General features: G+C 33.6%; 14 protein-coding genes. All 14 read left to right on the forward strand.

The window, feature by feature from the left end; translation table 11 throughout:
• Position 1 precedes the first annotated feature (1 nt).
• Positions 2-928, forward strand: a complete 927-nt coding sequence (locus R3O62_RS11760; RefSeq protein WP_250704226.1) for a glycosyltransferase family 8 protein — start codon at positions 2-4, stop codon at positions 926-928.
• Complete coding sequence (locus tag R3O62_RS11765; protein ID WP_317472653.1) at positions 925-1,863, forward strand: nucleotide-diphospho-sugar transferase; 939 nt, start codon at positions 925-927, stop codon at positions 1,861-1,863. The genes R3O62_RS11760 and R3O62_RS11765 overlap by 4 nt, the downstream gene beginning before the upstream one ends.
• The gene (locus R3O62_RS11770) at positions 1,860-2,990 is read left to right on the forward strand and encodes a glycosyltransferase family 4 protein (RefSeq protein ID WP_250704228.1); all 1,131 of its coding nucleotides are present in this window, start codon (positions 1,860-1,862) and stop codon (positions 2,988-2,990) included. Before R3O62_RS11765 ends, R3O62_RS11770 begins: the two co-directional genes overlap by 4 nt.
• Positions 2,991-2,995: 5 nt before the next feature.
• The gene (locus tag R3O62_RS11775) at positions 2,996-4,135 is read left to right on the forward strand and encodes a glycosyltransferase family 4 protein (protein ID WP_250704229.1); all 1,140 of its coding nucleotides are present in this window, start codon (positions 2,996-2,998) and stop codon (positions 4,133-4,135) included.
• 2 nt (positions 4,136-4,137) lie between these two features.
• On the forward strand, positions 4,138-4,935 hold the full coding sequence (locus tag R3O62_RS11780; RefSeq protein WP_250704230.1) for a glycosyltransferase family 2 protein: 798 nt from the start codon (positions 4,138-4,140) through the stop codon (positions 4,933-4,935).
• Positions 4,935-6,071, forward strand: coding sequence for an O-antigen polymerase (locus tag R3O62_RS11785; protein WP_250704231.1), 1,137 nt, complete (start codon positions 4,935-4,937; stop codon positions 6,069-6,071). The genes R3O62_RS11780 and R3O62_RS11785 overlap by 1 nt, the downstream gene beginning before the upstream one ends.
• 7 nt (positions 6,072-6,078) lie before the next feature.
• Positions 6,079-6,858 (forward strand): glycosyltransferase family 2 protein, encoded by a 780-nt coding sequence (locus R3O62_RS11790; protein ID WP_317472650.1) that lies wholly within the window; start codon positions 6,079-6,081, stop codon positions 6,856-6,858.
• The gene (locus R3O62_RS11795; RefSeq protein WP_317472649.1) at positions 6,846-7,664 is read left to right on the forward strand and encodes a glycosyltransferase family 2 protein; all 819 of its coding nucleotides are present in this window, start codon (positions 6,846-6,848) and stop codon (positions 7,662-7,664) included. The genes R3O62_RS11790 and R3O62_RS11795 overlap by 13 nt, the downstream gene beginning before the upstream one ends.
• 11 nt (positions 7,665-7,675) lie before the next feature.
• On the forward strand, positions 7,676-8,572 hold the full coding sequence (locus tag R3O62_RS11800) for an NAD-dependent epimerase/dehydratase family protein (protein ID WP_032575302.1): 897 nt from the start codon (positions 7,676-7,678) through the stop codon (positions 8,570-8,572).
• A 115-nt stretch (positions 8,573-8,687) separates the two neighbouring features.
• Positions 8,688-9,638 carry a glycosyltransferase family 4 protein gene (locus R3O62_RS11805; protein ID WP_317472648.1) on the forward strand — a complete coding sequence of 317 codons (951 nt, stop codon included), beginning with the start codon at positions 8,688-8,690 and terminating at the stop codon, positions 9,636-9,638.
• Positions 9,639-9,640: 2 nt separating this feature from the next.
• Positions 9,641-10,228, forward strand: coding sequence for an N-acetylmuramidase family protein (locus tag R3O62_RS11810; protein WP_032536344.1), 588 nt, complete (start codon positions 9,641-9,643; stop codon positions 10,226-10,228).
• Between the two features lie 184 nt (positions 10,229-10,412).
• Positions 10,413-10,628, forward strand: a complete 216-nt coding sequence (locus R3O62_RS11815; RefSeq protein ID WP_032536343.1) for a helix-turn-helix transcriptional regulator — start codon at positions 10,413-10,415, stop codon at positions 10,626-10,628.
• On the forward strand, positions 10,625-10,951 hold the full coding sequence (locus tag R3O62_RS11820) for a HipA N-terminal domain-containing protein (RefSeq protein WP_317472647.1): 327 nt from the start codon (positions 10,625-10,627) through the stop codon (positions 10,949-10,951). Before R3O62_RS11815 ends, R3O62_RS11820 begins: the two co-directional genes overlap by 4 nt.
• 1 nt (position 10,952) lies before the next feature.
• Positions 10,953-11,288: a HipA domain-containing protein gene (locus tag R3O62_RS11825; RefSeq protein WP_317472646.1), complete on the forward strand. Its 336-nt coding sequence runs from the start codon at positions 10,953-10,955 to the stop codon at positions 11,286-11,288.
• Positions 11,289-11,319 lie beyond the last annotated feature (31 nt).

Raw genomic sequence — 11,319 nt, forward strand, 5'->3', positions numbered from 1 at the left:
TATGGATATAGTGCATTGTATAGATGATGGTTATGTCGCTCAATGCGGAGTAACCATAACTTCTGTTTGTGTGAATAATGTAAATGAAGTAATTTTATTTCATATATTGACAACTGACTTATCAGCCTCCAATCGGGAAGTGTTAAAAAAAATAGTGGATAAGTATAGACAAAAAATAATATTTTATAATGTAGATGAGCATCTTTTGAGTAAATGCCCTGTACGTGAAGGGGATCATGTTAGCTTAGCCACTTATTTTAGGATTCTGATGCCGGATATTTTGCCTAAGAATTTAAATAAAGTGTTGTATTTGGATTGTGATTTACTTGTTTGCAAAAGTATAAAATCATTGTGGGATACAGATATCTTGAATTATTCATTGGGAGCGGTGTATGATGGAGGCACAGATGATATTCGAACTTATAATCGTTTGAAATATGATAGTCTACAAGGATATTTCAATGCAGGTGTTCTGTTAGTAAACTTGGCATATTGGCGTGAATTTCAAATCTCTAATAAGTTGTTAATGTTTATAGAGCAATATCCTGAGCGTTTAATGTTTTGGGATCAAGATGCTTTGAACAGTGTTTTGATTCAAACGACTAAAATATTGCCTTTTAAATATAATATGTTAGATGCATTTTATACAAAGGAATTAGCAGTACGAGAAGAATATTTGTTGGAAATAGAAAGCGTATTGTGTGATCCTACTATCCTTCATTTCTCATCTCCTGAAAAGCCTTGGCTCAAGACATGCGACCATCCTTTAAAATTTTTCTTTTTTGAGTATTTGAAAAGAACACCATGGAATGGTAAATTCCCAATATATCCGTTTAATACGAATCTCAAAAGTCGTTTTTGTTTATTTTTGTGGAATAGGGGGATTGTACTTGGCAAAAAAGAATTAAAATATCGTGAGTTATCATGAAAACTGCTGTGCTTTTCTTAGTTTTTAATCGTCCAGATACTACTATTCGTGTATTTGAAACAATTCGGCAAGCTCGTCCTCCTCGCCTATATGTAGCTGCAGATGGTCCTCGTAAGGATAGGGTAGGTGAAAATGAAAAATGTGAAGAAACTCGTTCAATAATAAAACAAATTGATTGGAATTGTGAAGTTAAAACATTGTTCCGTAATGAAAATTTAGGTTGTGGGAAAGCCGTTAGCCAAGCTATTACTTGGTTTTTTGAACAAGAAGAAGAAGGTATTATATTAGAAGACGATGTATTGCCTCATCCTGATTTCTTTCCTTATTGTGAGGAGCTATTAGAGCGTTATCGGAATATAGAACAAGTACGGTTTATATCGGGAAGAAATCATCTTTATGGTGAGAGGGCGAGTGAAGATTCTTACTATTTTTCATCAGTTAATCAAGTTTGGGGTTGGGCTTCTTGGAGTAGAGTGTGGAAGTTATATGATTATAACTTAAAGACCATTAAGAAAAGAGATTTCTATGCTTCATTAAATTATTACTATCAAGATATCCGTATTGTAAACCATCGAAAATTATTGTTTGCTCAGATGAAAAGAAAAATGATTGATACATGGGATTATCAATTAACTTTTGCACTGATGGTTAATAGATCATTGTGTATAATCCCCAATATAAATTTGATTCAGAATATAGGTATCGGTAATGAAGCAACTCATACTTTGGATGGAAATAAAATGATTGAGGAGTATAAAGGATGTTCCATTTTACCATTAAAACATCCTGATAAAGTGAAACTTAATAAGGAAGGAGATATGCTTGAATTTGCTTTAAATCAAATAGGTGTATCTCATTACAGATATATTCGATGGCATTTGTTGTATTGGATTAGATCTTTTTTTCAGAAAGTTAAATTTGTATTTGGTTTATGAGATTATTAGTTGATTTATCTCCTATCGACAATCCGTATATTGGGGTTGGAATCTATGCTTTTAGACTATTGAAAGGTTGGAGTAAACTTTGCCTAAATGATAATATTTTGTTATTGATAAATAAAGATTTGGAATCGTATATTCACTCTGAATTTGCAGAATATGAATATATTGTACTAAAGTCTTATGGTTATCATAGAAATAGGCTATTACGTATTTTATTTAAATACAAATTACTTCTTAATATTTCATTATGGGCTAAAACTATTAATATTTCAAAATGTGACATTGTTTTTGCTCCTTGGAGTAATCCTTTATATAGTAGAAAGTTAAAAATTAAAAAGGTACAAACAATTCATGACTTACAAGGGGGACGGGTTTTCCATGGATTAAAGAAATTTTATTTTAAAACTTTTACTCCATTTTTACTGAAGAACTCAACTAAGATTATAACAATTTCAAATTTTGTAAGAAATGATCTTTTGACAGAATATCCTAAACTACCCTTTGACAAACTGGAAACGATTTATAATGGAATTGATTATAATATTTCTATTGCTAAGTCTACATTGAAACTAGATTTTCAATATATATTGTCTATTAGTACACTATGGCCATATAAAAATGTATTAACAATTGTGGAGGCTTTTATTGCTTTGATTGATCTTATCCCACATAAACTCGTGATTGTGGGTAGAGAAACAGAATATTGGTCAAAAATAATAATGCCTCTTATTTATAAAAATAATATTGAAGATCGAATTTTGCATCTGCCCGAAGTTTCAAATGATGATCTTGTCTTTTTGTATAAACATGCAGATTTGTATGTTTCTGCATCTATGCATGAAGGATTTGGATATACTCCTATTGAAGCAGCAATATATGGGGTGCCAGTTATAACAACGAAAGAAACGGCTTTACCTGAAACAACAATGGACTTATTAAATTATTATGAGCCATCATGTGATTCTAATAGCTTAAAAAACAAAATATTGGATGTTTTACAGAATTATCCGAAAGAAATGGAATTGAACAAAATTTCCCAAACTTTTAAAACACGATATAATTATATACAGCAAGCTCAGAAAGTTTATAATTACATAGAAAACTGTTTTTACGATAAATAGAATATATGAAAATTTTATATGATTACCAAGCATTTTTAATACAAACTCATGGTGGCGTTTCCAGGTGTTTTGCTGAAATGATACCATTTCTGTCGAAAGGTCTTGATTGTAAGGTTGCAGTTAAGCAATCCAATAATATATATTTAAAAGAAAAAGAAATAGTTGAAAATATGGAATATGACTGCTTGTCTGTAACCAAATTTTTACCATCATTTTCTTTTCGTGGGAAAGATCGTATAGGTATGATATTAGAAAATAACTTAAAAATTCCGACATCTGTAAATATTAATAAGAAATATGCGATAGAATTATTACAATTGAATGATTATGATGTGTTTCACCCCACCTTTTATGATGACTATTTTCTTAAACATATAGGAAAACATCCTTGGATTTTGACTATTCATGATATGATTCCTGAATTATTTGGGACTGATAAATGGCAAGTGGAGAAAAAGAAAAAATTAGCTTCATTAGCATCACATATTATAGCTGTTTCTGAACATACAAAGCAGGATATTATAAATATTTTGAAAGTTCCTGAAGCTAAAATATCTGTTGTTTATCATGCGAATTCTTTATATGCTTCTTTAAATTGTAAGTATGATAAAATTCCTTCTGATTACTTTCTATTTGTGGGAGATAGAAAATCACCATATAAAAATTTTAATTATTTCATAAACGAAATATCGGATGTGTTAAGAAAATATCGGGATATAAATCTTATTTGTACAGGAAAACCTTTTTCAAAGGATGAAATTAATACATTTTCGAAGTTAGATATTGCCTCTCAAATATTTCATCATTATGCTTCAGATAAAGAATTGTATTATTTATATAAAGGTGCTATTGCTTTTATTTATCCTTCATTATATGAAGGGTTTGGAATACCGATATTAGAGGCTTTTAATGCAGGATGTCCAGTTATTCTTAGTAATGCAAGTTGTTTCCCCGAAATAGCAAACAATGGGGCAATATATTTTGAACAAAGTGATGGGAGTTTACGAAATGTACTTTATCATTTATTGAATATGCCAGAGGGAGAGCAAATGGAGTTGACAAAAAAAGCTAAAGAACGCTTGTCTTTCTTTTCATGGGAAAAGTCTGCAAAACAATTACAACATATATACTCATTATATGAATAATTATGGAAAGTAGGAATCATTTAATATCTATAGTGACAGTGTCCTATAATACTGTAGATTTTATTGAAAAAACAATATTAAGCGTTATTGAACAAGACTTTACTGATTTTGAATATATTGTTATTGACGGTGGGAGTACCGATGGAACTGTTGAAGTAATCAAAAGATATGCAAATGCTATTTCATATTGGGCCAGTGAGTCTGATAAAGGAATATTTGATGCTATGAATAAGGCACTGTTGGTTGCCAAGGGGGATTGGATCATTTTTATGAATAGCGGAGATTCTTTCTATAATAATCATATCCTTTCTGAAATAGCTATTTACATGGAAGATGAAAAAACTGAACTTATATATGGGGATGTAAATTTATTCTCAGGTAAGCGGGATTTTATTTTTAAACAAAGGGTCTCAGACATTAATATAAATTTGAATTCAGTTTGTCATCAGACGGTATTCATACGTAGAAAATTGCATCCTGATTTTGATATGCGTTATAAACTGACAGCAGATCATGATATTATATTTGATTTCATAAAGAGAGGACAGTATATTCATGCTAATATAGTAATAGCAAAGGTTTTGTTGGGTGGAGTTAGTCATGATGTTATTAAAACTAGCCTGGAAAAATTACTCATTTCTTATCGGAAGGGCACTTTTGTAGATTTATTGTTGTCACCTTTTTGTAATATTTATCAGGTAGTTAAATATTTTGTTAAGAAATTGCTAATCAGTGCACTCCCAGTTGAACTGTTTGATAAAATGTCACGCATGAAAACGAAAATGGAATCTAATTTTTAATGAAGAATCCAGCGTTTTTCTTTTCTTCTGTTTGGTTAATGGTTTTATGGCTTTATAGCCGCCACTATGTATTAGTTTTGGAAAATCTGAAACAAGAAACGACTGTTTTTATACTTTTATCTATTACTGTTTTTTCTTTGCCGTTTTTTTTATCTTTTTATTTAAAAAAAAGAAGAGAGCAGTCTTTAATACTATCCAAAAATGTGGATACTAAAGTGGAAAAACTATTGAAATGCTGGATACTGTTTTCTTTTGTTGAGATTCTTATTTTTCGTTCATTACCTATACTGGCTTTTACCGGAATTGATTCCTTTTATACGGAATGGGGAATTCCCAGTTTGCATGGATTGCTCAATGCTATAATCATAACAATATCAAATGTCTTTTTTTACAAATATGTGGTATGTAAAAAGAAAAAATATTTGATATTTTATTTTTTATGTTTATGCTGGCCTATTTTATTGTTAACAAGGCAGGTGCTGATGAGCATGATATTACAAATGGGACTTATTTATTTGTATTGCAATGAGATTAAAATTAATAAAATATTTCGATATGTAACTATTGGTGTCATTGTCATAGTGTTATTCGGATTATTAGGGGATTTACGTTCTGGAGAAGATGCAATGGAAAACATTGCCGGTATTTCAGATGATTACCCATCCTTTTTACCCAGTGGTTTTATATGGGTGTATGTCTATATAACTAGTCCTTTGAATAACTTAAATCATAATTTGTATTTATATCCTGATTATAATTTTTCACCATTGATTGCTTTAGGCAATTTGTTCCCATCTTTTATACGAGAAAAACTGTTGCCTGACAATATGGGAGTTGCTACGGATTTAGTCAATGATAATTTGAATGTGATGACTATGCACCCTCAGTATCTTAGTGCTTTTGGCTATTTAGGAGCGTTAGTGTTTTATTTTCTTTATGGGTGTTTTGTCTTTTATGTTTATCTGAAATTTAGAAAGGAGAGTAATGCTAAATGGATGTTTATGACCGTTGTTCTTACACATAATCTCATTTTGTCTGTTTTTGTAGATTTCAATATTAATCTTGTTTTTCTATTTCAACTATTTCTTCACTATTATTTAGGAACTAACTTTTCATTAAAACGTATAGAACGTTAATTTATCAATGTCGGATATTTTGAAATTTTCTGTAGTTATTCCCGTATATAATGGGAGTAACACAGTGATAAGAGCAGTTGATTCTTGTTTGAAGCAAACTATTTTGCCATGGGAAATTATTATTGTAAATGATTGTAGTAAAGATAACACGTTAGATGTCTTAATTGAAAATTATCAGGGGAATAATATCGTGAAAATATATTCTTTACCAAAGAATAGTGGGGTATCTGTTGCTCGAAATTTAGGATGGGACAAAGCAACCGGGGATTTTATTGCTTTTTTGGATGCTGATGATGTGTGGCATCCTTCCAAATTAGAAGTTTTGAAAGAATTGAAACATGATTGCAAGGATATTTTCTGTATTGCTCATAAATACACTGAAAAGGGTTTGTCAGAAAAAAACGGTTTTATGCCAAACTGTAGAATTTTGAAATTTAGACATTTCTTAATTCGTAACTATTTTAACACTTCTTGTTTGGTTGTTTGCCAATGTATTGGAGAGAGATTTAATGAAACTATGAGATATACTGAGGATCATGACCTCTGTCTTAGGATAGCAAATAAAATGAATATATATTATATTGATTTACCACTGACATCCTTGGGGAGACCGCAACTATCCAAAGGGGGACTAAGTGGTAATCAGTGGGCTATGAGGAAAGGAGAAATGAAATTGTACTTCCATGCTTGTAAGCTTCGTTGGTGGCTTTTCCCTTGTCTGCCTCTCTTTATTCTTTTTTCTATTGCAAAACACCTGTTAAAACTTGGAATGAGATGTATGAAATAACTGCTACTATTGTTACATATAAGAATCCTGCTTCTATTTTGTTGAAAGCTATCAATAGCTTTTTGAATACAAAGATAGAAGTACGGTTATATATTATTGATAACTCTCCCACAAATTATTTAAAAGATATTTCCCATGATCCTCGGGTAGAGTATATTTTTATGAATTCGAATAATGGTTTTGGAGCCGGACACAATGTTATATTGAGAGATCTTGAGAAAATGGGAAAATATCATTTAATACTAAACCCGGATATATCATTTGAGGAAGGGACTTTGGAGAAATTATATGATTACATGGAGGGTAAGCCGGATGTGGGAAATGTAATGCCTAAGATTATTTATCCTAATGGGGAATTGCAATATTTATGTAAGCTTCTTCCTACGCCAAAAGATTGGATAGTTCGTATGTTTCTTCCTATTAAAAGCATCAAAAACAGAATTGACTATAATTTTGAAATGAAGTTTGCGGATTATGATAGAGAAATGAATATTCCTTATTTATCAGGCTGTTTTATGTTTCTTCGGAAGTCTGTGATAGAAGAAATTGGCGTGTTTGATGAAGGTATTTTTATGTATGGAGAAGATACAGATTTGAATAGGCGTATTTATCGGAAATACAAAACGATGTATTATCCCCAAATAACTATAACTCATCATTTTGAGAAAGGATCTCATAAAAGTTTACGTTTATTGTGGATACATGTAAAAGCTGCCATTTATTATTTAAATAAATGGGGCTGGTTCTTTGATAAAGAAAGAAGTATAATAAATATAACAGTGAAGCAACAATATATTAGAAAGTAATGATAGATAGAATGAATCTTCTTTTTACAGGTGCTTCTGGCTTCTTGGGGTATAATGTACTTCCATTATTGAAGAAAAAGTATTCAGTAGAAACTATAGGACTAACTTCTCAGGATGATTATATAGTGAATTTAGCAGCAGAGATTCCTAAGTTGGCCGGAAAATATGATGTTATATTGCATGTTGCAGGAAAAGCACACTCTCTGCCTAAGACGGAGGCAGAGAAACGACTTTTTTTTGATGTGAACCTTCAAGGGACTAAGAATTTGTGTACTGCTTTGGAACAAAGTGGCATTCCGAAGTCATTCATTTTTATTAGTACTGTTGCTGTTTATGGTTGTGATTCGGGTGAGAATATCACGGAAGAATATCCTTTGAATGGAACAACTCCTTATGCTCTGAGTAAGATCAAGGCGGAGAAATATCTGGAAGAATGGTGTGCCATGCATAATGTGAAATTAAGTATACTTCGTCCTTCTTTAATTGCCGGTCCTAATCCTCCGGGAAATCTGGGAGCAATGATCCATGGGATTAAGAGTGGTAAGTATTTGAGTATTGCCGGAGGAAAAGCTCAAAAGAGCGTTTTGATGGTTCAGGATATAGCTAATCTTGTTCCTCTATTGATTGAAAAGGGAGGGATATATAATGTTTGTGACAGTTACCAGCCGAGTTTTCGTGAACTGGAGATGGTGATATGCAAACAATTGAATAAGAAGTTACCTTTGTCTATTCCTTATTGGTTTGCTAAGAGTATGGCCGTTTTTGGTGATTGTTTCGGGGAAAAGGCTCCAATAAACAGTTTAAAACTTCGTAAGATCACGCACTCTTTGACTTTTAGTAATGAAAAGGCAATGCGGGAGCTTGGATGGAAGCCTATGAATGTTCTGAAAAATTTTCGGATAGAATAAGGAGGTGCTCTAAATGGAAATTTTTCTTTGGATTATAGGAATTCTAATAGGGATTTTTTTCGCCTTTTTAGGACTTCAATTCTTGTTTTATTTCATTAAAAAGAACGAATAGTTTATGTACTATCTGATAATCTTAGTTCTGCTATTTCTGGCAGAACTTTTTTATTTTCATATTGCCGATAAATATAATATTATCGACAAACCGAATGAACGGAGTTCGCATACCCGGATTACACTGCGGGGTGGAGGAATTATCTTCTACTTGGGTGCATTGGCTTATTTTCTGACAAATCAGTTTGAGTACCCTTGGTTTATGTTGGCTCTCACTCTGGTGACGGTGATCAGCTTTGTAGATGATATCCGCTCCATATCACAAGGACTTCGTCTTGTTTTTCATTTTACGGCGATGGGCTTGATGTTCTATCAGTGGGAGTTGTTTACTCTTCCTTGGTGGACTGTAGTTGTGGCTTTGATCGCATGTACAGGGATTATCAATGCCTATAATTTTATGGATGGAATTAATGGCATCACGGGGGGATATTCGCTGGTTGTACTTGGATCTTTGGCGTTTATCAATCATTGGGTTGTTTCGTTCGTTGAACCGGGTTTGATTTATACCATGCTGTGTGCGGTGCTGGTTTTTAATTTCTTTAATTTCCGTAAGAGGGCAAAATGCTTTGCCGGTGATGTGGGGTCGGTCAGTATTGCTTTTATTATTCTGTTTTTAATCGGTAAGCTGATAATCGATACGGAAGATTTTAGTTGGATTGTGCTTCTGGCAGTATATGGAGTAGATAGTGTGCTGACTATTGTCCATCGATTGATGTTGCATGAAAATATTGGTTTGCCTCACCGGAAACATTTGTATCAGATAATGGCTAATGAACTGAAGATACCACACGTGGTAGTGTCACTGACCTATATGTTGGTACAAGCTGTAGTTGTGGCAGGGTATTTGGCATTGCGGGAATATAGATATGGGTATTTATCAGGGAGCATATTGGTGTTGAGCCTGCTGTACCTCCTGTTTATGAAGAGATTTTTTTATTTGCATAAATCTAATTAATCATGGGAAACTTAATAGAGAATGATTTTCAGCGTGTGGCGGATCTGCTTGGCGTTGAAGTGGCAGTGGTAAAAGCCATACAGGCAGTTGAGACCGGTGGGCGTGGGGGCTTTGTGGCTCCGGGACGACCGGTGATCTTATTCGAAGGTCACATCTTTTGGCGTGAACTCAAGAAGCGGGGACTTAATCCGGAGAGGCATATTGCGGGCAATGAAAATATTCTTTATCCTAAATGGGAGAAGGGGCATTATTATGGCGGGATAAGAGAGTATGAACGTCTGGAAAAGGCCCGGGAAATACATAAAGAAGCTGCTGACGCTTCCACTTCATGGGGAATGTTCCAAGTGATGGGCTTTAACTATGCGATGTGCGGGTATGGCAGTGTGGAGGAAATGGTGAAAGATATGTGTGTCGGAAAAGATAAGCAACTGGAAGCTTTTGCGAGGTTTGTGAAATTTGCTAAGCTACAGTCCTGTCTGGAGCAGAAAGACTGGGCCGGGTTTGCCAGGAGGTATAATGGCCCCGGATATGCCCAAGATCAGTACGATAAAAAACTGGAAGAGGCTTATCGGAAGTTTACGAAGGAATAGAAATGTAATAGATAGGAGAAAGCAGGTTCTAATGAAAATATCAGGAAAGTCATAGATGTAATCAGATAGAATGAGTGAAAATATACCCTAACGGGTATAGATTCCTGCTTTGCTCCCACTTTTATACCCGATATGGTATAAAAGTGGGAGTCTTTTATTATATTTGTACCCAAACGGGTATAATATGGGAAATCAAACAATAGCAGAGTATGTGAAGCGGATGCGTAGGGAAACAGGGCTTACGCAAGTGGATTTATCAGAGAAGGCAGGTGTCGGGTTGCGTTTTGTACGGGAGCTGGAGCAGGGAAAAGAATCTCTCCGGCTGGATAAAGTAAATCAGGTACTTAGCTTATTTGGTAGTCAGGTAGGAGTAGTGTCAATTAGAAAAGAAGAGTTATGAAAAAGGCTGAAATTTATGTTAGCAATCAGTTAGCCGGCATTTTGATTGAAGATGAAAATGGCTTTTCTTTCACTTATACAGACGAATATATTTCAAAGGGGAACCGACGACCTGTTAGTCTGACGCTTCCGATAACTCATGTCCCTTATACAAGCTCTGTGCTGTTTCCTTTTTTTGATGGATTAATTCCTGAAGGATGGTTGCTTGATATTGCGGAACAAAGTTGGAAGATAAGTAGTCGGGATAGAATGGCTTTGCTGCTGGCTTGTTGTAAGGATTGCATAGGAGATAGTACTCTTCTCTTGGATTACGGGGAATTCTGATATGCATTTGAAGAACTTTTCTTTATATGGTACGAAACCTATTAGTTATGTTCTGGCACCCGCTTATGACTTACTGTCAACGAAGTTAGTCCTTCCTGCCGATTCTGAGGAATTGGCATTAACTCTTAATGGGAAGAAGAAGAAAATAAAGAAGTCGGACTTTGTTGTTGCAATGAACTCGACCGGCTTGGAAGATAAGATTATTGAAAATGTTTTTAATAAGTTTGATCACCTTCAGTCTAAATGGGAAGAGTTTATAGATGTTTCTTTTATACAAGAAACAACCAAAGAAAGGTATAAGGAGCTTATACATGAAAATTGGAAAAGGATTAAGTGATAGCTCAATAAAAAGAAAGGCGACTTTTTCT

It is taken from the genome of Bacteroides hominis (assembly GCF_033042785.2).
Lineage (GTDB): Bacteria > Bacteroidota > Bacteroidia > Bacteroidales > Bacteroidaceae > Bacteroides > Bacteroides hominis.

Bases quoted from the DNA above. Each gene is read 5' to 3' on its own strand.
- R3O62_RS11770 (WP_250704228.1), top strand. From the start codon at position 1,860: ATGAGATTATTAGTTGATTTATCTCCTATCGACAATCCGTATATTGGG.
- R3O62_RS11780 (WP_250704230.1), top strand. From the start codon at position 4,138: ATGGAAAGTAGGAATCATTTAATATCTATAGTGACAGTGTCCTATAAT.
- R3O62_RS11815 (WP_032536343.1), top strand. From the start codon at position 10,413: ATGGGAAATCAAACAATAGCAGAGTATGTGAAGCGGATGCGTAGGGAA.
- R3O62_RS11790 (WP_317472650.1), top strand. From the start codon at position 6,079: ATGTCGGATATTTTGAAATTTTCTGTAGTTATTCCCGTATATAATGGG.
- R3O62_RS11800 (WP_032575302.1), top strand. From the start codon at position 7,676: ATGAATCTTCTTTTTACAGGTGCTTCTGGCTTCTTGGGGTATAATGTA.
- R3O62_RS11795 (WP_317472649.1), top strand. From the start codon at position 6,846: ATGTATGAAATAACTGCTACTATTGTTACATATAAGAATCCTGCTTCT.
- R3O62_RS11775 (WP_250704229.1), top strand. From the start codon at position 2,996: ATGAAAATTTTATATGATTACCAAGCATTTTTAATACAAACTCATGGT.
- R3O62_RS11760 (WP_250704226.1), top strand. From the start codon at position 2: ATGGATATAGTGCATTGTATAGATGATGGTTATGTCGCTCAATGCGGA.
- R3O62_RS11810 (WP_032536344.1), top strand. From the start codon at position 9,641: ATGGGAAACTTAATAGAGAATGATTTTCAGCGTGTGGCGGATCTGCTT.
- R3O62_RS11805 (WP_317472648.1), top strand. From the start codon at position 8,688: ATGTACTATCTGATAATCTTAGTTCTGCTATTTCTGGCAGAACTTTTT.
- R3O62_RS11820 (WP_317472647.1), top strand. From the start codon at position 10,625: ATGAAAAAGGCTGAAATTTATGTTAGCAATCAGTTAGCCGGCATTTTG.
- R3O62_RS11765 (WP_317472653.1), top strand. From the start codon at position 925: ATGAAAACTGCTGTGCTTTTCTTAGTTTTTAATCGTCCAGATACTACT.
- R3O62_RS11825 (WP_317472646.1), top strand. From the start codon at position 10,953: ATGCATTTGAAGAACTTTTCTTTATATGGTACGAAACCTATTAGTTAT.
- R3O62_RS11785 (WP_250704231.1), top strand. From the start codon at position 4,935: ATGAAGAATCCAGCGTTTTTCTTTTCTTCTGTTTGGTTAATGGTTTTA.